General features: G+C 57.5%; 15 protein-coding genes. 10 read left to right on the forward strand and 5 right to left on the reverse strand.

Features of this window, described 5'->3' with window-relative positions:
* Positions 1-78: 78 nt before the first annotated feature.
* Complete coding sequence (locus tag ACXAEW_RS12315) at positions 79-2,415, forward strand: methyl-accepting chemotaxis protein (protein ID WP_474941590.1); 2,337 nt, start codon at positions 79-81, stop codon at positions 2,413-2,415.
* A gap of 96 nt (positions 2,416-2,511) precedes the next feature.
* Here the strand turns inward: ACXAEW_RS12315 and gatB are convergent, their stop codons facing one another.
* Together gatB and ACXAEW_RS12325 are read right to left on the reverse strand one after the other, a co-directional pair.
* Positions 2,512-4,026, reverse strand: coding sequence for an Asp-tRNA(Asn)/Glu-tRNA(Gln) amidotransferase subunit GatB (gene gatB / locus ACXAEW_RS12320; RefSeq protein WP_474941591.1), 1,515 nt, complete (start codon positions 4,024-4,026; stop codon positions 2,512-2,514).
* Positions 4,027-4,306: 280 nt separating this feature from the next.
* Entirely contained in the window at positions 4,307-5,032 is a 726-nt protein-coding gene (locus ACXAEW_RS12325) for a substrate-binding periplasmic protein (protein WP_474941592.1), read from the reverse strand.
* Between the two features lie 306 nt (positions 5,033-5,338).
* On the opposite strand from ACXAEW_RS12325, the gene ACXAEW_RS12330 reads away from it, so the two are divergent.
* Positions 5,339-7,747 carry a Tex family protein gene (locus tag ACXAEW_RS12330; protein WP_474941593.1) on the forward strand — a complete coding sequence of 803 codons (2,409 nt, stop codon included), beginning with the start codon at positions 5,339-5,341 and terminating at the stop codon, positions 7,745-7,747.
* Between the two features lie 26 nt (positions 7,748-7,773).
* Here ACXAEW_RS12330 and ACXAEW_RS12335 read toward each other — a convergent pair whose 3' ends face one another.
* Together ACXAEW_RS12335 and pepN are read right to left on the reverse strand one after the other, a co-directional pair.
* Positions 7,774-9,081, reverse strand: a complete 1,308-nt coding sequence (locus ACXAEW_RS12335; RefSeq protein WP_474941594.1) for a hypothetical protein — start codon at positions 9,079-9,081, stop codon at positions 7,774-7,776.
* A gap of 198 nt (positions 9,082-9,279) precedes the next feature.
* Positions 9,280-11,844: an aminopeptidase N gene (gene pepN, locus ACXAEW_RS12340; RefSeq protein ID WP_474941595.1), complete on the reverse strand. Its 2,565-nt coding sequence runs from the start codon at positions 11,842-11,844 to the stop codon at positions 9,280-9,282.
* A gap of 263 nt (positions 11,845-12,107) precedes the next feature.
* Between pepN and ACXAEW_RS12345 the strand changes: the two genes are divergently transcribed.
* From ACXAEW_RS12345 to ACXAEW_RS12370, 6 genes are all read left to right on the forward strand, one after another.
* A complete protein-coding gene (locus ACXAEW_RS12345; protein ID WP_474941596.1) occupies positions 12,108-14,210 on the forward strand; it encodes a malate synthase G in 2,103 nt (700 codons plus the stop codon).
* A gap of 71 nt (positions 14,211-14,281) precedes the next feature.
* The gene (locus ACXAEW_RS12350; RefSeq protein ID WP_474941597.1) at positions 14,282-14,707 is read left to right on the forward strand and encodes a GlcG/HbpS family heme-binding protein; all 426 of its coding nucleotides are present in this window, start codon (positions 14,282-14,284) and stop codon (positions 14,705-14,707) included.
* A gap of 224 nt (positions 14,708-14,931) precedes the next feature.
* Positions 14,932-15,681 carry a gamma-glutamyl-gamma-aminobutyrate hydrolase family protein gene (locus ACXAEW_RS12355; RefSeq protein WP_474941598.1) on the forward strand — a complete coding sequence of 250 codons (750 nt, stop codon included), beginning with the start codon at positions 14,932-14,934 and terminating at the stop codon, positions 15,679-15,681.
* A gap of 667 nt (positions 15,682-16,348) precedes the next feature.
* The gene (locus ACXAEW_RS12360) at positions 16,349-16,816 is read left to right on the forward strand and encodes a methyltransferase family protein (protein WP_474941599.1); all 468 of its coding nucleotides are present in this window, start codon (positions 16,349-16,351) and stop codon (positions 16,814-16,816) included.
* A 132-nt stretch (positions 16,817-16,948) separates the two neighbouring features.
* The gene (locus ACXAEW_RS12365; protein WP_474941600.1) at positions 16,949-18,520 is read left to right on the forward strand and encodes a Re/Si-specific NAD(P)(+) transhydrogenase subunit alpha; all 1,572 of its coding nucleotides are present in this window, start codon (positions 16,949-16,951) and stop codon (positions 18,518-18,520) included.
* A 13-nt stretch (positions 18,521-18,533) separates the two neighbouring features.
* Positions 18,534-19,967 (forward strand): NAD(P)(+) transhydrogenase (Re/Si-specific) subunit beta, encoded by a 1,434-nt coding sequence (locus ACXAEW_RS12370; protein ID WP_153214465.1) that lies wholly within the window; start codon positions 18,534-18,536, stop codon positions 19,965-19,967.
* A 60-nt stretch (positions 19,968-20,027) separates the two neighbouring features.
* Here ACXAEW_RS12370 and ACXAEW_RS12375 read toward each other — a convergent pair whose 3' ends face one another.
* Positions 20,028-20,408 carry a winged helix-turn-helix transcriptional regulator gene (locus ACXAEW_RS12375; protein WP_474941601.1) on the reverse strand — a complete coding sequence of 127 codons (381 nt, stop codon included), beginning with the start codon at positions 20,406-20,408 and terminating at the stop codon, positions 20,028-20,030.
* A gap of 87 nt (positions 20,409-20,495) precedes the next feature.
* Between ACXAEW_RS12375 and ACXAEW_RS12380 the strand changes: the two genes are divergently transcribed.
* Positions 20,496-21,071: a flavodoxin family protein gene (locus ACXAEW_RS12380; RefSeq protein ID WP_474941602.1), complete on the forward strand. Its 576-nt coding sequence runs from the start codon at positions 20,496-20,498 to the stop codon at positions 21,069-21,071.
* A gap of 284 nt (positions 21,072-21,355) precedes the next feature.
* A complete protein-coding gene (locus tag ACXAEW_RS12385; protein ID WP_474941603.1) occupies positions 21,356-22,636 on the forward strand; it encodes a DUF3422 family protein in 1,281 nt (426 codons plus the stop codon).
* The last annotated feature ends 68 nt before the right edge of the window (positions 22,637-22,704 follow it).

Genomic DNA, 22,704 nt, shown 5'->3' on the forward strand with positions numbered 1-22,704 from the left:
TGAGCAAGTCGGACACTCAAGATTTTAAGGAAAACAACCTAGGGAGGAGTCGGTTGTGTTTGCCCGGAGGGCTGTTGAGTGTTTAAGATACCAGATTGGAAGCTTGCCTGGAAATTGCCAATTACAATTGCGCTCCCAGTGCTGATGATTGTGTCTGCCCTTGGGGTATTGCAGCTGAAGCAATCCTCTGACGCGATAGAGGCGGATCATCGCGCAGCTTATGCGAGCTACGTGCATGAGAAGGGCGCCGCGGTTGAAGACTTTCTGACCGAAACCCAGAACGACGTTCTTGCGCTTTCAGATAGTTTTGCGATCCAAACGGCCTTGGTCGAGTTTACAGAGGCATGGCAGTCATTTGGCAGTGGCGTCGACGACGAGCTGCGTCGCCTTTACATCACCGACAACGCCCATCCTATTGGGGCGAAAGACGAATTGGACAATGCCGGCGACGGTTCGCAGTGGTCCACTGTTCATGAACGTCATCATGTGGGGCTTCGGTCTTTTCAAAGGGCACGCGGATATTACGATCTCTTCCTTTTCGATACGGCCGGAAATCTTGTCTACTCGGTATTTAAGGAAGATGACTTTGCTCTGAATTTCGTTCAGGGGAAATACGCAGACAGCGGTCTTGGTGAAGTGTTTAGGGCTGGAAGCACACTTCAACCGGGTCAATTGTACATGACCGAAATTGACAGCTATGCACCAAGCGCTGGTGCGCCAGCCTTGTTTATGTCGACACCTGTTTTTATCGACGGCCGTCCCTCTGGTGTTGTTGCGGTACAGCTGCCGTTGGATCGGATGAACCATATCCTGTCGGACTCCGAGCTTTTGGGAGAGACAGGGGAGGTCTACCTGATTGATGGTAACCGCCGTGCGCTTTCGCCGTCACGCCACGATGGCGGACATGCGGCTCTGCAGGTATTGCCAGAGCTTGAGCAGATTGATTTAGCACTCTCTGGTCAGGACGTATACACGCCAAAAGCTACAGGCCTGCGCGGCACGGAGGTTGTGGCCGAAAGCTATCACGTTACCCCCCCAAACGGTCAAAGCTGGGGGCTGGTGTTTGAAATTGATCGGGCTGAGGCGAACCAGTTTATCAACCGCGCGATTCTGTTTGGCACAATCGAGGTTGCAGTATCCGGCGCATTGCTGTGCTTGCTGGTCTGGTTCCTTGTTCGCCAAGTCATGAAACGCATCATCCAGCTGACGCGTGAATTAGAGCTCATCGGACAGGACGTTTTTGATCAGGAGATTGTGGGCCAGAATCGGACAGATGAAATCGGCTTTATCTCTAAGACCATTGCCGACCTGCAGATCAATCTGAAAAAAGGCGCGGATGCACAAGCGCGCGAAGTGGAGATTCAAAAGGGCAATGCTAAGGTTGTGCGTCTGTTGAGCGCTGCGCTGATAAAGCTGTCTGAAGGCGACTTCCGCAACAAGGTTCTGGAGTACTTCCCGGAAGAACACAAAAAGCTGCGATACAGCATCAATGACGCCCTGTCTGGGCTCAACGATGTGATTGTGACGGTACGTGATACGGCCGGCAATATCGACAGGGGCGCACAAGAGCTGGCCAGCTCGGCGGATGACCTGTCGCAGCGCACGGAATCGCAAGCGGCAACTTTGGAGCAGACCGTTGCCGCGCTGGAGGAAGTCACAACAAGCGTTCGCTCTGCCACTGAACATGTGGAGAACGTGGAAAGCACCGTAGAGGACGCGCGCCGCAAGGCCGAAGAAAGCGGTGAGGTAGTGCGCGACACCATTCAAGCGATGACCGAGATCGAGAGTTCCTCCAGCCAGATCAAACAGATCATTGGTGTTATCGATGATATCGCCTTTCAGACAAATCTCCTTGCGCTCAATGCCGGGGTGGAAGCCGCGCGCGCAGGTGAAGCAGGGCGCGGATTTGCGGTTGTCGCCTCAGAGGTGCGCGGCCTGGCCCAGCGGTCCGCGGACGCGGCGCGGGAGATCAAGGCCCTGATCGAAACAAGTGGTCAGCAGGTTGGCAAAGGGGTCCAAATGGTAGGGCTTACCGGTGAGGCGCTTACTGTGATCGTGGACCAGGTCAAAAACATCTCAGGTCTTGTGGGTCAAATTGCAGAATCCGCGCGCGAACAATCCACTGCACTTTCGGAAATTAACATTGGCATGTCTCAACTGGACCAGGTCACCCAGCAAAACGCCGCCATGGTCGAAGAGAGCACCGCGGCCTCACATCTGCTGCGCACTGATGTGAACAAGCTGAACAGCTTTGTTGCCAAGTTTAAAACCGCCGAACCTTCAGCATCTGACGGCAATACAAAGGCACAAGCTGCGCCTAAAGCGAGCATGGAAGCCGAGCTGGATACACTCGTGGAGCACCAAGACGAGACTGTCGCTGTCGCAGCAAATGACGACAAATGGACGTCCTTTTAACACGCATCTGAAAAAGGCCCGCGGCTGCGCGCAAGCTCAAGTGAAAAACAAAAAGGGTGCCTCTCTGGGCACCCTTTGATTGTAAGAACTCTTGGTTTAGCTGCCCAGCTTCTTGGCGACCAGCTCGTTCACCGCCTTGGGATTGGCCTTGCCGCCGGTGGCTTTCATCACCTGGCCGACAAACCAGCCTGCCAGCTTTGGGTTCTCCTTGGCTTTTTCCACCTGTGCCGGGTTGGCGGCGATGATTTCGTCCAGGGCTGCTTCAATCGCGCCGGTGTCGGTCACCTGCTTCATGCCGCGTTCTTCGACAATCTGCGCCGGGTCGCCGCCTTCGGTATAGACGATTTCAAACAGGTCTTTGGCGATCTTGCCGGAAATCGCGTCGGACGCGATCAGGTCGATGATGCTGCCAAGCTGTTCGGGTGAGACGGGGCTTTCGGTAATGGACTTGTCTTCGTCCTTTTTCAGGCGACCAAAGAGTTCATTGATCACCCAGTTGGCAGCCAGCTTGCCGGAACGTCCCTTGGCCACAGCTTCAAAATACTGTGCCGCTTCCACTTCGGCGGTCAGAACCGAGGCGTCATAATCCGTCAGACCAAAATCCGCGATAAAGCGCGCCTTCTTCTCATCCGGCAGTTCCGGCAGTTTGGCGGCGATATCGTCAACCCAGGCCTGTTCGATCTCCAGCGGCAGAAGGTCGGGATCGGGGAAATAGCGGTAGTCATGCGCCTCTTCCTTGGACCGCATGGAGCGGGTTTCGCCCTTGTCCGGGTCATAAAGGCGTGTTTCCTGCTCGATCTCGCCGCCCGCTTCCACGATCTGGATCTGGCGGCGGGCTTCAACCTCGATCGCCTGCTGGATAAAGCGCATGGAATTCATGTTCTTGATCTCACAGCGGGTGCCGAGGTGGGAGAAGTCGCCGGTTTCCTGGAATTTCTCATACTGGCCTGGCAGACAGATCGAGACGTTGACGTCTGCGCGCAGGTTGCCATTTTGCATATTGCCGTCGCAGGTGCCCAGATACTGCATGATCTGGCGCAGCTTGGCGATATAGGCGGCGGCCTCTTCGGGGCCGCGGATGTCAGGGCGGGAGACGATCTCCATCAGGCAGACGCCGGTCCGGTTCAGGTCAACAAAGGACATGTTCGGATCCATGTCATGGACCGACTTGCCCGCGTCCTGTTCCATATGGATGCGCTCCACGCGTACATTGCGCGCGGTCCCATCTCCCAGTTCAACCAGCACTTCGCCTTCGCCCACAATCGGATGATAAAGCTGGGAGATCTGATAGCCCTGCGGCAGATCCGGGTAGAAGTAGTTCTTGCGATCAAAAGCGGACCAGAGGTTGATTTCCGCTTTGAGGCCCAGACCTGTGCGCACGGTCTGTTCCACACAGAATTCATTGATCACAGGTAACATGCCGGGCATGGCCGCATCAACAAATGCCACGTTGGAGTTCGGTTCAGCTCCGAATTTGGTGGATGCGCCAGAGAAGAGTTTGGCGTTCGAACTCACCTGCGCGTGCACCTCCATGCCGATGACCAATTCCCAGTCATGCTTGGCACCCGCGATTACCTTGGGCTTGGGGAGTTCATATGTCAGGTCGAGCATCTTTGGCCCTTTTTGCTGTGGTCCATCGGTATCTCTGCGGTTCTAGGCCCGAGTGAAGCAAGGAGCAAGGGGGCATTCAGATCTTGGGGCTGGACTTGACCAAATTGCGCAATGCTTTGGGACCGGGGCAGAGACTTGTTTACTCAAATCCCGCACTTGGAATGCGCGCAGGCCTGTGCGGTTCATCATCCCGCTTTTGCCGGCTGTGCATATCTCGAAAACCTAAAAGCGGCGAGCACAGAGGCCCGCCGCTTTCAACTGTCCGGCCCGGTGAGGGCGATCAGTTCAGGTATTTTGCGAGGATCGCGTCATAGGTGCCGTCGGCACGCATCTCGTCCAAGGCGGCAGCGAGGGTCGCCGAAACGTCTGCTGGGAATTCCTTGTTGGAGGCGAGCCAGTTGCTGTTCACTCTGGTCGGTTCTCCAAATGTCAGCTGGCTGGGATCAAAGCCTTCGGACTTGAAAACGAACGCAGCGCGCTGGTCCAACGTGTACCATGCTTCTACCCGCCCACCTTCGAGAAGACGCGCAGCCGTTTGTGTGTCTTTGGCGGCTTGTAAATTGGTGAAACCTGCTTCGTTCAGGCGCCGTTCGCGCGGTGTCCCGGCGAGGATTGCGATACGTGACAGTGCTGCTCCTTCTTCAAGGGAGTTCACCGGGGCACCAGTCGTCACAAATGCTTCGCGCGGGCTGACCATCTCGACCACCCAGCCATAGATATCTTCGCGCGCGGCCGATCGGCTGGCGGTGAACAGGAGGCTATTGGGAGTTTTTTGAACCGTGGCTTGAGCTCGCTTCCAGGGCAGGTACTGAATGTCGATTTCAACACCGGCGCGGTTTGCCATTTCCGTCAGCAGCTCATGCGAAATGCCGGGCATATCCGCGTCCGCGGCAATTGTGTAAGGCGGCAAGCTGGCGGTATATGCGATATATGTTTCAGCTTGGGCGACGGCACCAGACAGGGTGATGGCGGCGGCGGCCATGATTTGAAGCAGTTTGGTTTTCATGAACTCATACCTTGGCTACGATTTCTATGTGCGCGCAAAAAATTGGAAAGCGGGCGCGAGTTGGGCGCCCTGAGCGGGCCTCCCCCTCGTTAACCGCGCTTGCTTTAGATTGAATTAACAGCTGTTGGCGCGCGCTGCTTCGAAACACGCGCCCGCAACGGCGGACGGGCGTTGGCGCGGGTGTTGCGTGGCGGGCGTTCGCTGATGTCGGGGTTGGTCAAGATCTGTGGAATATTCTCCCTTGGCCCGGATCACTGCTGCGGCTACTACTGACCGTCCGCAGCCCCAAAAGAGGAGAGGCCACCCGTGGACATCCAGACACGTATTGCTCAGACGATTGCAGCCGAAATCGGGGCTGCCGCCAAACAGGTGACGGCAGCTGTTGACCTGTTGGATGGCGGGGCAACGGTGCCCTTTGTGGCGCGTTACCGTAAAGAGGTGACCGGTGGGCTGGACGACAGCCAGTTGCGCAAGCTGGATGAGCGGCTGGCCTATTTGCGGGAGTTGGAAGCGCGACGGGCCAGTATTCTGGATACGATCAAATCCCAGGACAAGTTGACGCCGGATCTTGCGAAAGCGATTGCGGGTGCCGAGACCAAGGCGCAGTTGGAAGACATGTACCTGCCCTACAAACCCAAGCGCCGGACCAAGGCGATGATTGCGCGTGAAAACGGGTTGGAGCCTTTGGCGGAGGCAATTCTGGCGGATCGGGGAGCCGATCCTGAGAGTTTGGCGCAGGGGTATCTTGGCGAGGCGGTGGAAACGGTCAAGGACGCCTTGAACGGAGCGCGCGATATTCTGACCGAGCGTTTGACGGAAAATGCAGCCCTGATTGGCCGCCTGCGTGACTTTATGCAGCGCGAGGCGGTCCTGACAGCACGTGTTGTAGAGGGGCAGGAGCAGGCAGGGGCAAAATTTTCCGACTATTTCGATCATATCGAAGCCTGGTCAAAAGTACCCTCGCACCGGGCTCTGGCGATGCTGCGGGGATCGAACGAAGGTGTGTTGACCGTGGATGTGGCACCGGGCGGAGAAGATGGTGTGTCGCGCGCAGAGGCGATGGTAGCTGCGGAACTGGGGGCAAAGGGGCAGGGTAAAGGTGACATCTGGCTGCGCAAAGTGGCGGGCTGGGCCTGGCGGGTCAAGCTGTCGCTGTCCCTGATGCTGGAACTGATAGGCGATCTGCGCGGGCGGGCGCAGGATGAGGCCATTGATGTCTTTGCACGCAACCTCAAGGACCTGCTGTTTGCCGCGCCAGCCGGTGCGCGACCGACGCTTGGGTTGGACCCGGGCATTCGCACCGGCGTCAAAGCGGCAGTGGTTGATGCAACCGGGAAATTGGTGGCCACAGCGACCCTTTACCCGTTTCAGCCCAAGAATGACTTGCGGGGCGCGCAGGTGGAGATTCTGAAACTGATCGCGACCCATGGCGTTGAACTGGTTGCCATCGGCAATGGCACCGCCAGCCGCGAAACGGAGCGGATGGTGGCTGAGGTTTTGAAGAACCTGCCTGCCAAAGTGAAGGCGCCGACCAAAGTTGTTGTCTCTGAAGCTGGGGCCTCGGTCTATTCCGCGTCTGAGTTGGCGGCGCGGGAGTTTCCGGATCTGGACGTGTCTTTGCGCGGTGCCGTGTCGATCGCCCGACGTTTGCAGGACCCGCTGGCGGAGCTGGTGAAGATCGAACCCAAGAGCATTGGGGTCGGCCAATACCAGCATGATGTGGACCAGCACAAACTGTCAAAATCGCTGGATGCGGTGATCGAGGATGTGGTGAATGCGGTTGGCGTCGATCTCAACATGGCCTCAGCGCCCTTGCTGGCGCGGGTGTCGGGCCTGGGGCCTGGCCTGGCTGAGGCTGTTGTGGCCCATCGGGACCAGAACGGTGCGTTCCAATCCAGGCGCGAGCTGCTGAAAGTGGCGCGCCTTGGCCCCAAGGCCTTTGAGCAATGTGCCGGTTTCCTGCGGATCCGAGATGGCAAGGAACCCTTGGATGCTTCGGCCGTGCACCCCGAAGCCTATGCGGTGGCGCGCAAGATCGTATCGGCCTGTGGGCGTGATATCCGCGAGATTATGGGAGACAGCGCCGCGCTGGCCGGGATCCGGGCTGAGGATTTTGTGGATGAGACTTTCGGCTTGCCGACCGTGCGTGACATCCTGTCGGAACTCGATAAACCCGGACGTGACCCGCGCCCTTCCTTCAAGACCGCAACCTTTACCGATGGGGTGGAGCAGATCACGGATCTGAAACCGGGTATGGTGCTGGAAGGTACCGTGACCAATGTGGCAGCCTTTGGCGCCTTTGTGGATATTGGGGTCCATCAGGATGGGCTGGTCCATGTGAGCCAGCTTGCGGATCGCTTTGTCAAAGACCCGCATGAGGTGGTAAAAACCGGGCAGGTGGTCAAGGTCACGGTGACGGAGGTCGACGTTGCGCGCAAACGTATCGGGCTGACAATGCGCAAGGATGGCGGAGCCTCGGCCAAACAGGAACGTGACGCACGTTCCGACAGGGGCGGGCGCAGCACCGGTGCCGCGCCGCGCGGCCAGGGTCGATCTGCGGGGCAGGCTCTTTCGGGACAGGCTCTTTCGGGGCAGGGACGATCCGGGCAGATGTCTGCACATCCGCCCAAAGGGAGCACGGGAAAATCCCGAAACGGGGGCTCTGACACCGGGGCTTTGGGAGCCGCTCTTTTGGATGCGTTCAAAAAGAAATAGAAACAGCGCCCCTTTGCACCCGACCCTTATGTCGGGTGCACTTCCAGTCCGGTGGGCGAGAATTCAATCTGATGCCCTTGCGCCAGTTCTTCGCGGAAGCACTGTTGCAGGAAACGATGCGCGTCGGCTTTGCCCCGTGCCGAAAACCGACGTGGAGACGGGATGGCGGCATTGTTGGCAAACCCGAGGGACGCATGGGCCCAGTGAAACGGGTGGATTTCTTGCAAATGGTTGCGCACCAGCCAGTCTGACGCCTTGGCGATCTGACGACGCACCGTATCGGCTTGGGGTGTGGCTTCGCATTTATGCTCAAGACCAATGGCGCAGAAGGCAACCAACAGGTTGACCGTCTCTTGTGAGGGGCGGTTTTCGACGATATCACGTAACCCTTCCATGAAGAACGGCACATCCAAGGACAAGCAGGCCTGATCCTGCGAGGCAAGCGCGTCGAAGTAGGTCCATGTATATCCACCAGCGCCCCAAATCGACTGGGTCAGCGCAGCCGTGCGGCGCGCCTCCAGCTCGAGCGTTTTGGCCTGGCCCAAACGGGTCGGAGACATGGCAGCCCCAAGCGCGCGCATATTGCGATAGTTCAGAGGATCCAGGTCGATCAAACGGGCAAAGGCATCCGCCACTTTTACAGGGGGAAACTCCTGCGTCGCCATCGCAGCGCAATAAGCCCCCTGCAAAAAGGGGCTGTCCTGTGCCACTTCGGCCAGGGGGTGCATCAAAGCCCATGCGCGTTTGAAATGGGCCTGTGCCCGGTTTTCAAAGGTGCTGGCGGCAAGGGTAATTGCAGCCTCGCTGCGCCAAGCCCAACCGATGTCCATATGGGTCAATGCGACCAAGGCGACCATGAACGCATCGCTTCCAATGTCCAGACGCGCCTCTTCCAGCGCCATGACGCCAGCCAATAACGGTTGGGCTTCGGGGGAGAGGCACATTTCGAGCGCCTGTTCGACGCCGTGAACCACATCAGATCGCGCCCCAAATGCCAGAAGATCGGCAATCGGCAGGCCCGCACCTGTTGCCGCGCGGGTGCGATCTGCGTCTTTGATGGCCGACACGACATCGTCCCAGCGTTCCTGACGCGCCAGAAACAGTCCGGTGTCGCGCGCTTCCTGGCTTTGACGTTCATCCTCGCTTTGGGTCTGCACCGGGATCGTCACTCGGTCTGACAGATCTTCGGTCTCCGAGAGCTCCGCTCTGTGTTTGGCAGTCAGTCCCAATCCCGAAAGTTTACGCAAGCGTGCGCGTATCGGGCAGGTTGCCTTGGACAGGGGAGCAAGGGTACGCAGCAGCGTAGCCGCCGCAGGGCGAGGTGTTTTGAGCATGCAGTTTTTCCGCAGATTGGCAGCATCATGGGTCCGCTCAAGATCTTTGGAATTTGGGGCGCAAAAATGGCCTTTGTGGGGATTTCCCGGAGCGTCAGCGCAAAAAATGTACTTTCTATTTTAACGATCTCGGCCGAAGTGCGGTGATTGTCCAAGATGTGGAAACTGCGCCGCAAAATTGCGACGCAGTTCAATGTCTTAGGCTTCCAGAATGCGGCTGACCATTTCGTTGGTGTCGCGGCTCAGGCCGTTGATCGCTTTGATCCGTTCAAGCGCTGCACGAATGAGGTCCTGACGTGTGGAGTCATATCTGGTCCAGGTTTGGAAGGCTGCGCACATGCGGGCCGTGGTCTGCGGGTTCAGGGCATCCAGCTCTGCAAGTTTCTCTGCCAAGAGATCATAGCCAGCACCGCTGATGGCATGGAAACCCGCGTGGTGGCCGGCCAATGCCCCCATCACCGCGCGGAACCGGTTCGGGTTCTTGATGGTAAAGAGCGGGTGGGCACATAGGGCACGCGCGGTGTCTGCAGTTTTCCCTGGTTTGGTGGTTGCAACCTGCAGGGCGAACCATTTGTCCATGACCAGACGGTCGTCTTTCCATTGGTCAAAAAACGCCTGGGATTGGCTGTCGCCTTTTTCCGCACGTAGGAGGCAGGCAAGAGCTGCATACTGAAGGGTCATATTGTCGGCGGATTCAAACTGCCGCGCCGCTGCTGCACCTGCGTCCATCCGGGTCAGCAGGGAGAGGATTGCCCCATTGAGCGCGCGTTTGCCGGATCCTTCGGCGTCGGGTTTATAGGGGCCGTCCACAGTTGTGTCCGCATAAAGGCGCGGCAGGCTGTCCGACAGAGCCTGGGCAAGGCTTTGGGTGAATGTCTCTGCCGCATCGTAGATCTTGTCGGGATCCGGTGTGTGGCCCTGTTCAAACAGGATCTGCGCAATCTGTGCTTGGCTTGGAGGTTGCAGCACCAGGGCGCGGAAAGCCGGATCCTGGCTGTCGTCGCGCACCAGTTTTATCAGCGCATCCAGATAGTCCGCATCCGGCGCAGCCCCGTCCAGAACCATCCGCAACCGCGTGTCAGTGGCCAGCGCATTGCCCGCCTCCCAGCGGTTAAACGGGTCGGTGTCATGGGCCAGTAGGAAGGCGCGTTCGGAATTGGAGATCTGGCGTTCCAGGATAACGGGTGCTGAAAACTCGCGCAGGATCGACGCAACGGGTTTTGCGGCCAGCCCGTCAAAGGTAAAGCTCTGTTTGGTCCCGGTCAGCTCAAGCACTTTGGTTGGCTGGATCTCATCGCCATTGTCGCCCAGCAGGCCGACTGCAATCGGGATGACCCGCGGGGCTTTATCTGGCTGGCCGGGGGTGGGGGGCGTTGCCTGTTCGAAGGTGAGGGTCAGCGTGTTCCCTTCAAAGGCTTCGGTGACTTTGACCCGCGGCGTGCCAGCCTGACTGTACCACAGTTTGAACTGAGCCATATCGCGACCGGTCGCGTCCTCAAAGACTTTCAGCCAGTCTTCGATGGTGCAGGCCTGCCCGTCGTGACGGTCGAAATAGAGGTCCAGCGCCCTGTAATAGGCGTCATCGCCAACCAGCCGCTTCAGCATGCCGATGACCTCGGCTCCTTTTTCGTAAACCGTAGCGGTATAGAAGTTGTTGATCTCCTGAAACTCTTCCGGGCGCGGTGGATGCGCCAGCGGGCCGCCGTCTTCGGGGAACTGGCGCGCGCGCAGGGTAATGACGTCGTCGATGCGCTTTACCGGGGCAGAGCGCATGTCCGACGTGAATTGGGCGTCACGGTAGACGGTCAGCCCCTCTTTCAGGCACAGCTGGAACCAATCGCGGCAGGTGATCCGGTTGCCGGTCCAATTGTGAAAATACTCATGGGCGATGATCGCCTCGATCCGTTCGAAATTCGCATCTGTCGACGTCTCGGGAGAGGCTAAAACGCAGGAAGAGTTGAAAATGTTCAACCCTTTGTTCTCCATTGCGCCCATATTGAAGTCATCCACGGCCACAATGTTGAAAATGTCCAGGTCATATTCGCGCCCATAGACCTCTTCATCCCAGGTCATGGATTTTTTCAGCGCTTCCATGCCAAAGGCGCATTTACCCTCATCCCCTGGACGAACCCAGATATTCAGTTCGACATCCTTGCTGGATTTTGTGGTGAAGCGATCGGGATGATTGACCAGATCACCCGCCACCAGCGCGAACAGATAGGCCGGTTTCGGCCAGGGATCATGCCACTCCGCAAAGCCATCCCCCGTGGCGCCGGGGTTGCCATTGGACAGAAGCACAGGTTCGCGACCTTCGATACGCACGGTAAAGGTGGACATCACATCCGGTCGGTCTGGGTAATAGGTGATTTTGCGGAAGCCCTCGGCCTCACATTGGGTGCAATACATGCCGTTTGACATATAAAGCCCCTCCAGAGCGGTGTTGCCCTTGGGGTTGATTTCCACCTCGGCTTCCCAGGTGAAGGGCTGATCCGGCACAGCGCATTCCAAACCGCCGTCGATCAAACTGGGCGAAACATCAGTGCCGTCTACCTTGGCCCAGATCAGTTTCAGCTCTTCGCCGTGCAGAAAGAAGCGTGGGTCGGCTGCGTCTGCTTTGGGGGCAAAGCGGATTTTGCTTATGACCCGCGTGGCTTCGGGTGCCAGTTGAAAGGTCAGTGCGACCTCTTCCACATCAAACCCAAAGGGCGTGTAGTCCTTGAGGTAGAAGGTCTGCGGAGCGCTGGCGGGGGAAGCGTCTTTCATCGCGTCGGATCCTGTTCTGTGGTCGTTTCTGCGTGGCACGTGCCGGTTTTTCTATCAGTAGGAGCGATAGCCGGGCGCAGCAAGGGTATGGCGAGGATTTGATGGCTCTTACCCTTGTGGTCGACCAGATCCGCGCCCCATAGATCTGATATTTTTGAAAAGCCTATTTGCGAATTGGTAAAATTACTTTACCAGTTTAATTGCAATGATGGGGCGACTTCCCATAAATCTGGGTGAACAGCATGAATGGCGGGGAGAATGATATGCGCGCGATCAATGGTTTGCAGGTTGCAGAAGAACTGGCCAGCTTTATTGAAACCCGGGCGTTGCCGGGCACAGATGTAACGGCTGAGGCATTCTGGGCTGGGCTTGATGCACTGGTCAACGGGATGGGGGGTGAAAACCGCGCGCTTCTTGCCAGACGTGCTGAATTACAGGGCAAGATTGACGCGTGGCATGTAGAACACAAAGGTCAGCCTCATGACGGGGCGGCCTATGAGGCTTTCCTGCGTGAGATCGGCTATCTTCTGCCCGAAGGTGAAGATTTTGAGATCGAGACAACGCATGTAGATCCTGAGATCGCGCAGATGTCCGGACCGCAGCTGGTGGTGCCGATTACCAATGCGCGCTTTGCGCTGAACGCTGCCAACGCGCGTTGGGGCAATCTGTATGATGCGCTCTATGGTACGGACGCGCTGGGCGACCTGCCAACGGGCACAGGTTATGATCGGGACCGTGGGGCGCGGGTGATTGCGCGTGCCAAAGCCTTCCTGGATGAAGCCCTGCCGTTGGCGGGTACCCGCTGGGCCGAGGTGACGGATGTCGCCAAAGCCCCGCTGAAAGATACAAATCAGTATCTGGGCCATATGGAGCAGGGTGATTGGAAAGGCTTCCTGTTTCAGAATAACGGGTTGAAGATTGAAATTCTGATCAATGCAGAAAACGAAATCGGCCAGACCGACCCGGCCCATATCGCGGCGGTGAACCTGGAATCCGCGCTGTCAACGATTATGGACTGCGAGGATTCTGTGGCCTGTGTTGATGCAGCCGATAAGGTTGTCGCCTATTCCAACTGGTTGGGTTTGATGAAGCGCGATCTGACCGAGACCTTTGACAAGGGCGGCCGGATCGTTACCCGCAAACTCTATGAGGATGTGCACTATACCGCAGCGGATGGCTCCGCGATCCCGGTTAAATGCCGTTCGCTGTTGCTGGTGCGCAATGTGGGCCATTTGATGACCACACCCGCCGTCCTGGATGCACAAGGGCGTGAGGCCGGCGAAGGTCTGCTGGATGCGATGGTGACTGTGATGATTGCCATGCACGACCTGAAAGCAGAGGGCGGAAATTCCGACACCGGCTCGGTTTATGTGGTGAAGCCCAAGATGCACGGCCCCGATGAAGTGGCCTTTGCCGTCAAGATCTTTGATCACGTTGAAGACGCGCTTGGCCTGCCGCGCAATACCGTCAAGATCGGGATCATGGACGAGGAACGCCGCACCAGCGTGAACCTCAAGGAATGTATCCGCGCGGCGAAATCGCGTGTCGCCTTTATCAACACCGGCTTCCTTGATCGCACCGGAGATGAGATCCACACATCTATGGAAGCGGGGCCGATGCTGCCCAAGGGAGAGATGAAGTCGACGCCCTGGATTGCCTCTTATGAAGATCGCAACGTGGATATCGGACTGGCCTGTGGGCTGAAAGGGCGCGCGCAAATCGGCAAGGGCATGTGGGCCATGCCGGATCGCATGGCGGAAATGTTGGAGGCCAAGATCGGTCACCCGCAATCCGGTGCTACATGTGCCTGGGTGCCATCCCCCACTGCCGCCACGCTGCATGTGATGCATTACCATGCGGTGGAAGTTTCAGCCGTTCAGGAGGACATCAAAGCAGGCGGCGCGCGCGGTCGCCTGTCCGATTTGCTGACCATCCCGGTGATGCATGGTGAAAACCTGAGCGACGAGACCATCGCAAAAGAGATCGAAAACAACGCTCAGGGGATCTTGGGCTATGTGGTGCGCTGGGTGGATCAGGGGGTTGGCTGCTCCAAAGTGCCGGACATCAACAATGTGGGCCTGATGGAAGACCGCGCGACCTGCCGGATATCCTCCCAGGCGCTGGCGAACTGGCTGCACCACGGTGTCGTAAACAAAGAGCGGGTGATGGCTGCCATGCAAAAGATGGCCGTCGTAGTGGATGGCCAGAATGCGCATGATCCGTCTTATACACCGATGGCACCGGGGTTCGACGGAATTGCCTTTCAGGCGGCCTGCGATCTTGTGTTCAAAGGCCGTGTGCAACCTTCAGGCTATACCGAGCCGGTGCTGCACAAACGCCGCCTTCAGTTGAAGGCTGAGCTCTGAGATTTTCAAACCAAACCGAAGGGGCAGCGCATATTTTGCCCCTTTTGCACGTCAGAACCAGAGAGAGAACCATGGCGATTTCATTAGCGCAGGCCAAAACCATCATTGACGCCACACGTGCCAAAGGGCGCGAGATCGGGTTAAAGCCGCTCTCGGTTGTGGTTCTGGATGCGGGCGGGCATGTCCTTGCATTCGAACGCGAAGATGGTGCCGCGCCGGGGCGTTTCGGCATTGCACAGGGCAAGGCTTATGGCGCGGTGATGCTTGGTCTGTCTGGCAGCGCGCAGATGGCACGTGCCGAACAACAGGCCTATTTTATGGCGGCTGTAAACGGCGTTTACGGCGGGCAGGTTGTACCGGTTCCGGGCGGAGTTCTGGTGCGTGACAGCGCCGGAGAGATCATCGGCGCTGTCGGGGTCACTGGCGACACGTCCGACAATGATGCCATCGCAGGTGCCGCAGGTATCGAAGCGGCTGGCTTTGTTCCGGAAACCTGACACCGACGTGGAAAGGCTGTTTAGCCAGTCTTTAAGAAAGACCTGCGACAATAGAGGTGGGTCATGCTAATTTATTACGCATTCTGCCGCAGCTAATTTTGTGCGCCTGTCCACAGTCGCCTGCGCTGGTCTGTGGAGTTGTCAAACAGCGCACCAAAGCTGTAGGAAAACTCTCATGCGTGAAAGGATGCACGCAGTACGGAATGACAAAAAAGAGGTGCCACATGTCGCGTCCGCGCGTCGGGATTATTGGAAACGCCTACCTTCTGGATGAGAGCTACCCGGTACATGCCGGCGGCACCATGAATTCCGAGGCGGTTGCCGATGTGGCCGGTTGCCTTCCTCTGATGATCCCGTCGGATCCGCGATTTGTCTCTGTCGAGGAATTGCTGGACACTTTTGACGGGTTTTTGTTGACCGGTGGACGGCCCAATGTTCACCCCAGTGAATATGGCGAGCCCGAGACCGAGGCGCATGGTGCCTTTGACCGGGCGCGCGATGCGATCACCTTGCCTTTGGTGCGCGCCTGTGTGGAGCGCGGTCAGCCGTTTTTGGGCATCTGCCGCGGTTTCCAAGAGGTCAACGTGGCCATGGGCGGCACGCTCTATCCTGAAATTCGCGATTTGCCGGGCCGGATGAACCATAGGATGCCGCCGAATGGCACCCTGGAAGAGAAATTTGCCCTGCGTCACCATGTGATGTTCCAGCCGGATGGTCCGTTTGCCCGTCTGTTCGGATGCGACAAGGTGATGACAAATACTTTGCACGGGCAGGGCATTAAGGAGCCGGGGCAGCGTGTGGTTGTGGATGGTCAGGCCGAAGACGGTACGCCGGAAGCAATCTATATCAAGGACGCGCCTGGATTTACCATGGCGGTCCAGTGGCACCCGGAATACCGCGCGCCAACCGATCCTGTCTCACGCCCCTTGTTCGAGGCCTTCGGCGAGGCCGTTCACAGTTGGGCAGGCCGCTAACCCTGTCAGGCTTCCCCTTCTGTAGCGGGGATCAGCTGTCCTTTGCTGCGCAAAACATAGTGTTGTGGCCACCTCTTGGGAGATGTGACAGGTGGGTTTGTGGGCAAGTGCGTTCAACCTGAGCGGTTTGAATGCCCCGGCTGCATTGTTCGATCCAGAGCGCTAATGCGATCTGATGTCGTCGTGTGCCCCGGGGCGATGCGTGTTTCACGCCTGCCATCCTATGGTGCCACACCCCCCTTAAACCGCTTGCCCATGTGCCGTGCTGTTTTACGGTGTGATGGCATCTGTCTTGCTCCGCAATTCTCCGCCGATGGCGCTGCCCGACTCGCGGTGGGGTGCCTGTCGGCGACCGGGGCACCGCCTGAATCTGGCTTATGTTAAATCTCTGCAAAGCGATGAAAAACGGGGCAATTGGCGTGGCCAGGGGATGATTTTTGGTGTACCAGTGTATGCATGAGCTTTTCGGAAAGTGAAAACTGCGCTAAGGCTCGACGAGAACAGAATATTGGTCGCCAAAAATGCTGCATTGCGGAAATCGTCTTTCGCATGCCGCTTTTTAGCTGTTTTTGTTCCTTTTCCCCTAATCTGTGACAGCTTGTCGCAAGACCAATTTGCATTTGTTCGCGAAACTATATTGCGTGGAGAATAGGGGAAGAGTCCGATTGTGAGTGGAAATTTAGCAAAGCGGTGGCTGGATATACCTCCGGTTTGGCTCTTGTTGGCGATGGCAATTGTCTGGGTTCAAGGTGGTTGGTTGCCCTTGGGCGCGCCGATGCGCCATTGGTTTCCTTCGGCGATGATCTGGCTGCTGTGGGGGGCTGCGGCGGCTGTGACATTGGCGGCGATCCTCCAGATGCGACGCTTTCATACAACGGTCCATCCCCATGATAACGCTACCTATCTTGTGACCAACGGTGTTTTCAGGCTAACCAGAAATCCGATCTATGTATCCGATGTTTTGGTATTGCTTGGCGTTGTTGTCTGGGTTGGAACCTGGGCGTCTTTGGCCATCGTGGCACTGTTCATTTGGGTGTTGCAACACAGGTTTATTCGAGCGGAAGAGCTGCGGCTAAAGTCTCAGTTCCCGGACGATTGGGCGAAATATAGGAAAAGGACGCGACGATGGATCTAGCGGCCTTTTAGAGTGGTGCTGGACTTGCACCAAGAATACGGCGAACTTGCAAGTCGAGTTTCGCGGTCTGGATTTCAAAATTACGATCCAAACCGGAGTGGGTGAGGACGTGACAAACGAAGGGGAACGTACGTGAAATTAGGTACGCCAAAAGAATCTTTCGCCGGGGAGGCGCGGGTTGCGATGACCCCGGACTCGGCGCGCCAGCTGCAGAAGCTGGGGTATGAATGCGCAATTGAAAGTGGTGCCGGTGTGGCAGCGGGTTTCAGCGATGACCTCTACAAAGAGGCCGGTGTCGAAGTGATCGACGGGGCAGCCGAACTGTGGAAGGCCGTTGATATCGTCGCCAAGGTTCGCGAACCAGATGAGTCCGAACTCACCTACCTGGACAAGGGTAAGACGCTGATCTCCTTCTTCAACCCAGCCGGGAATGAAGCGGGTATGGAGGCTGCTAAAACCTCGGGCGCAAATGTCATCGCCATGGAAATGGTGCCCCGTATTTCGCGCGCACAGAAGATGGACGCGCTGTCCTCCATGGCCAATATCGCGGGCTACCGTGCGGTGATCGAAGCGGGCAACAACTTTGGTCGCTTCTTCACCGGTCAGGTGACTGCGGCGGGTAAGGTTCCCCCGGCCAAGGTTCTGATCGTCGGCGCCGGTGTGGCTGGTCTGGCCGCAATCGGGACATCCACCTCGCTGGGCGCGATCACCTATGCGTTTGACGTGCGTCCCGAAGTGGCGGAGCAGGTCGAAAGCATGGGCGCTGAATTCGTCTATCTGGATTTCGAAGAAGAGCAGCAGGATGGCGCAGCCACCGGCGGTTATGCTTCTGTTCAGTCTGAGGAATTCCGCAACGCACAGCTTGCCAAGTTCCGCGAGATTGCACCAGACATCGACATCGTCATCACCACCGCGCTGATCCCGAACCGTCCGGCTCCGAAACTGTGGCTGGAAGATATGGTTCAGGCGATGAAGCCGGGTTCGGTCATTGTCGACCTTGCCGCTGAACGCGGTGGCAACGTCGAAGGCACCATCAAGGATCAGAAGGTTGTCACCGACAATGGCGTGACCATCATCGGCTATACCGACTTCCCAAGCCGGATGGCGACCCAGTCCTCCAACCTTTACGCAACAAACATCCGTCACATGATGACCGATCTGACCCCTGAAAAAGACGGTCAGATCAATCACAACATGGAAGACGACGTGATCCGTGGCGCGACCGTTACCTTTGAAGGTGACATCACCTTCCCGCCGCCGCCGCCAAAAGTGAAGGCAATCGCGGCCAAGCCCAAGGAAGTTGTGCCCGAGCTGACGCCTGAAGAGAAACGTGCCAAGGAAGTGGCAGACTTCAAGGCGCAGACCAAACAGCAGGTGACCCTGTTGGCGGTTGGTGCGGCCCTTCTGCTGGGGGTCGGCCTGATCGCGCCGGCCAGCTTTATGCAGCACTTCATCGTGTTTGTTCTGTCTGTTTTCATCGGGTTCCAGGTGATCTGGAACGTGTCGCACAGCTTGCACACACCGCTGATGGCTGTCACCAATGCGATCTCTTCGATCATCATTCTAGGGGCGCTGATGCAGATCGGATCGGGCTCCTTCCTGGTGATCCTCTTGGGCGCATTGTCCGTCTTTATGGCCGGGATCAACATCTTTGGCGGCTTCCTCGTGACACGGCGTATGCTCGCCATGTTCCAGAAATCCTAAGGAGTACGGGTAGATGGAATTCGGATTTACCACTGCGGCCTATGTTGTGGCTGCTGTTCTCTTCATCCTGTCCTTGGGTGGTCTCTCTGGTCAGGAAAGCGCAAAGCGCGCTGTATGGTATGGCATTGTCGGCATGGCGCTGGCGGTGTTTGCAACCCTCATCGGTCCGGGATCGGGCCTGTGGGTTCTGTCGGTTCTGCTGATCGCAGGTGGCGGCCTGATCGGCTATATGCTGGCGTCCAAGGTCGAAATGACCCAGATGCCGGAACTGGTGGCCGGCATGCACGCGCTGGTTGGTCTTGCGGCGGTGTTCGTGGGCTTTAACGCCCATATCGAGCTGGGCCGTGTTCTGGCGATGGACGACAGCGCCAAGAAGGCACTGGAAGGCTTTGCAGCCCTTCTGGCCAAGAAAGACGGCGTGGAAATCGGCATCCTGCGGGTTGAACTGTTCCTGGGCGTCTTTATCGGTGCGGTGACCTTTACCGGGTCCGTGATCGCCTATGGCAAACTGTCGGGCAAGGTGACCTCGGCTGCGACCAAACTGCCGGGTGGGCATCTGCTGAACATCGCGGCGGCTGCAATCTCGGTTATTGCGCTGATCTGGTACATGAGCACCGGCGGCTTCTTCCCGCTGTTCATCATGACCCTGGCGGCGCTGTTCATCGGGTATCACCTGATCATGGGCATCGGTGGCGCGGATATGCCGGTTGTTGTCTCCATGCTGAACTCCTATTCGGGTTGGGCGGCTGCAGCGATTGGTTTCTCGCTGGGCAACGACCTGCTGATTGTGGTCGGCGCGCTGGTGGGCTCGTCAGGTGCGATCCTGTCCTACATCATGTGTAAGGCGATGAACCGGTCGTTCGTGTCCGTGATCCTGGGCGGCTTTGGCGGCACGACAGGTCCGGCGATGGAAGTCGAAGGGGAGCAGATTGCCATTGACGCGGACGGTGTTGCCGCAGCTCTGGAAGAGGCCGACAGCGTTGTCATCATTCCGGGCTACGGTATGGCGGTTGCGCAGGCCCAGCAGAATGTGGCGGAGTTGACCCGTCGTCTGCGCGCCAAAGGCAAGAACGTGCGCTTTGCGATCCACCCGGTTGCGGGGCGTCTGCCAGGCCATATGAATGTTCTCTTGGCCGAGGCCAAAGTGCCCTATGACATCGTGCTGGAGATGGAAGAGATCAACGACGACTTCCCGGAAACCGACGTGGCGATTGTGATTGGCTCCAATGACATCGTGAACCCGGCGGCGCAGGAAGATCCGAACTCGCCTATCGCCGGCATGCCGGTTCTGGAATGCTGGAAAGCGAAACAGGTGTTTGTCTCCAAACGGGGGCAGGGCACAGGCTACTCCGGCATCGAGAACCCGTTGTTCTACAAAGAGAACACCCGCATGTTCTACGGCGACGCAAAGGCCTCGCTGGACAGCCTGCTGACGCTCATCAGCTAAGAGGTCAAAAATCGAAACAAAGAACCCCGCCGGGCTGGTGGGGTTTTTTGTTTTTGCAGCCTATTCCGCCGCGCGGGGCAGAGGGTCTTCGGGGAAGCCTTCGCCGGGTTTCCAGCCTTCCGCATCCCATTTCAGCGCCACCTCATGCAAAGACCGCAGGGCCTGATGCAGATCGCGCCCGTGTTCCGTCATCTCGTAGCTGACTTCCGGAGGGATCGTCGGTTTTTGCGTGCGCAGGACGATGCCGTTCCTCTCTAGCATTTTCAGCCGGTCGGTCAGAACCTTGGCGGAAATTTCCGGCATCAGCCCCATCAGTGCGCCAAACCGCAAGGGGCCTTCGCTGGACAGGTGCCACAGAATGGTGGTGGTCCATCGCCCAGTGACGGCCTTCAAGACCGGGTCCATCGGGCAAGAGATACAGGATGCGCCTTTTACTTTCATTTTGGTAACCGGTTACTCTTTGGTAATTACTTACTTTCTGAAAGTAGGGCTGCCATCTCTTCTTTTCAACCAAGAAGGAGAGTGCAAATGGCACGGATCGAAATCATTTATTTCTCGGGCTACGGCCACACCGCAAAACAGGCCGAAGCGGTACTGGAAGGCGCTAAAACCAAAGGCGAGGCCCGTCTGTGGGCGATCCCCGAAGACGGCGTCGTCTCAGCAGAGGTCTGGGAAGCCGCAGATGCAGCAGATGCGCTGATCTTTGGCGCGCCAACTTACATGGGTGGGGTTCCCTGGCAGTTTAAGCGCTTTGCTGATGAAACGTCCAAACGCTGGTACGAAGAAGCTTGGGCCGATAAATTTGCAGGCGGCTTTACCAACTCCGGAAGCAATCTTGGCGACAAAGGGGAGACGATGAACTATTTCCGCGTCCTGTCCGGCCAGCATGGGATGTTGTGGGTGTCTTTGAACCAGAAGCCTGCAAACCTGTTGGACAGCACCCCGGAAGACCGAAACTGGGCGGGCGGAAGCGCCGGCGCCTTTGCAACCTCACCCGCGGATTCGTCTCCTGAACAAGCACCGCGTGCGGGGGATCTGAAGTCGGCCTATGACTATGGCGCGCGTGTTGCAGGGTTTGCAGCGGCCAGGGTGGTTGCGTCCTGACCAGAAAAGCCGGCCGTAGGTTTGGATCAGCCGAGAGGGCGTAGCACATATCCGCTGCGCCCCCTTTTTGTTTCTCTCCAATGCGTTACTTGGGAAAACTGCGGGGGAGATCTGTTGTTGTGAAAGCTGCGATGTCGGTTTCCTATACTTCTCTGTCGAAGATGGGGTGTCGCTGTGTTGTCATTGTGTATACTTTTGCATCCCCTTAACTCATTGAAACAAAAGGTATTATTTACAAATCATTTTGGCTGCACTAGGGTTCGGAAATGACGAAGGAGCCGCCAATGACCACGATTCAGGACCACCCGCTGCGCTATCAATTGGCGAATGAGCTTCACGCGCGCCCTTTCCCGGCGATCAGCGCGCCCAGCACTGTGATCTATTTTGCAGTGAAGCAACCGACCGAAGCGGTGGCGCGGGACCGGACAAAGGACGTGGAGCATCTGGTGGAGCTTCTAGATCGTTACGGCGTGTCTCACCCGGTGCCGGGTGCCACGCATCATTCGGCGACCCTTGGGCGGTACCAGCTCAAATGGGAGCAGCACACAGAATTTGTCAGCTATATGCTCTATTGCGAAGGCGTCGGGGATCGCCCGTATGATCCTGCAGATTTTGAGGCGTTTCCAAGCGATTGGATGGCCAAAGCGCCGGGGCAGGTTATTGCATCCGCGATGATCCGGGTGGTGGAGCGGCCAGAGGAAGCGGAGATCCGCAAAAGTCTGGAACATTGGATGGTCCCCGAAAGCTTAACCGTGTCGCGCGTTCTGGGTGATAGTGCGGTTCTGGCGGGGGATTTCCGTATCGATGTCGCAGGCCACATGCGATTTGCGGTCTACGTGAGTGAGGGCACGGGACCCAAACGGATTGGTCGTGTGGTCCAGAGACTGTGCGAAGTGGAGACCTATCGCGCCATGTCGATGCTGGGTTTTTCGCGCGCGCGTGGATTGGCCCCAACCATCGGCGCGCTCGACACGCATCTGAGCGAGATGATGCAGCAGATGACCGGACAGTCGGTCAAGGCAGAGGCGACGTTGAACCAGCTTCTGACCGTCGCTGCCGAGCTTGAATCCCTTGGCGCGCGATCTGCGTTCCGTTTTGGCGCAACCGGAGCCTATCAGGCGTTGGTTTCTCAGCGGGTCGAGTTGCTACGAGAGGAACGGTTTCAGGGCTATCAGACCTTTGCAGAGTTTATGCTGCGCCGGTATGAGCCAGCAATGCGCACCGTGAAGTCGACTGAGTCGCGGTTGGCGGCGTTGGCGGATCGGGCAAGGCGAGCGGGCGAGTTGTTGCGAACCCGTGTCGATGTTGAGCGCAGTGCGCAAAACCAGGCCTTGCTTGAAAGTATGGACCGCCGCGCTGATCTGGCGTTACGCCTGCAGCACACAGTCGAAGGCCTTTCGGTGGTGGCGATCAGCTACTATGCGGTCTCTCTGGCGTCCTATGCCTTGTATCCGCTGACCAAGGCGCTGGATATTTCCAAGGGGACGTTGACCGCAGTTGTCACACTGCCTGTTATTTTTATTGTTTGGTTGATGGTTCAGCGGATCAAGAAAAGTTTACATTGATTTCACCTTATGTGATGTGCGTCATTCTTAGATGTCAACTTATTGGGTTATTCTGACCGGAGTTTGGT

This window comes from Epibacterium sp. ABZ3_068, assembly GCF_056159265.1.

Bases quoted from the DNA above. Each gene is read 5' to 3' on its own strand.
- gatB (WP_474941591.1), bottom strand. From the start codon at position 4,026: ATGCTCGACCTGACATATGAACTCCCCAAGCCCAAGGTAATCGCGGGT.
- ACXAEW_RS12325 (WP_474941592.1), bottom strand. From the start codon at position 5,032: ATGAAAACCAAACTGCTTCAAATCATGGCCGCCGCCGCCATCACCCTG.
- ACXAEW_RS12335 (WP_474941594.1), bottom strand. From the start codon at position 9,081: ATGCTCAAAACACCTCGCCCTGCGGCGGCTACGCTGCTGCGTACCCTT.
- pepN (WP_474941595.1), bottom strand. From the start codon at position 11,844: ATGAAAGACGCTTCCCCCGCCAGCGCTCCGCAGACCTTCTACCTCAAG.
- ACXAEW_RS12345 (WP_474941596.1), top strand. From the start codon at position 12,108: ATGCGCGCGATCAATGGTTTGCAGGTTGCAGAAGAACTGGCCAGCTTT.
- ACXAEW_RS12350 (WP_474941597.1), top strand. From the start codon at position 14,282: ATGGCGATTTCATTAGCGCAGGCCAAAACCATCATTGACGCCACACGT.
- ACXAEW_RS12355 (WP_474941598.1), top strand. From the start codon at position 14,932: ATGTCGCGTCCGCGCGTCGGGATTATTGGAAACGCCTACCTTCTGGAT.
- ACXAEW_RS12370 (WP_153214465.1), top strand. From the start codon at position 18,534: ATGGAATTCGGATTTACCACTGCGGCCTATGTTGTGGCTGCTGTTCTC.
- ACXAEW_RS12375 (WP_474941601.1), bottom strand. From the start codon at position 20,408: ATGAAAGTAAAAGGCGCATCCTGTATCTCTTGCCCGATGGACCCGGTC.
- ACXAEW_RS12380 (WP_474941602.1), top strand. From the start codon at position 20,496: ATGGCACGGATCGAAATCATTTATTTCTCGGGCTACGGCCACACCGCA.
- ACXAEW_RS12385 (WP_474941603.1), top strand. From the start codon at position 21,356: ATGACCACGATTCAGGACCACCCGCTGCGCTATCAATTGGCGAATGAG.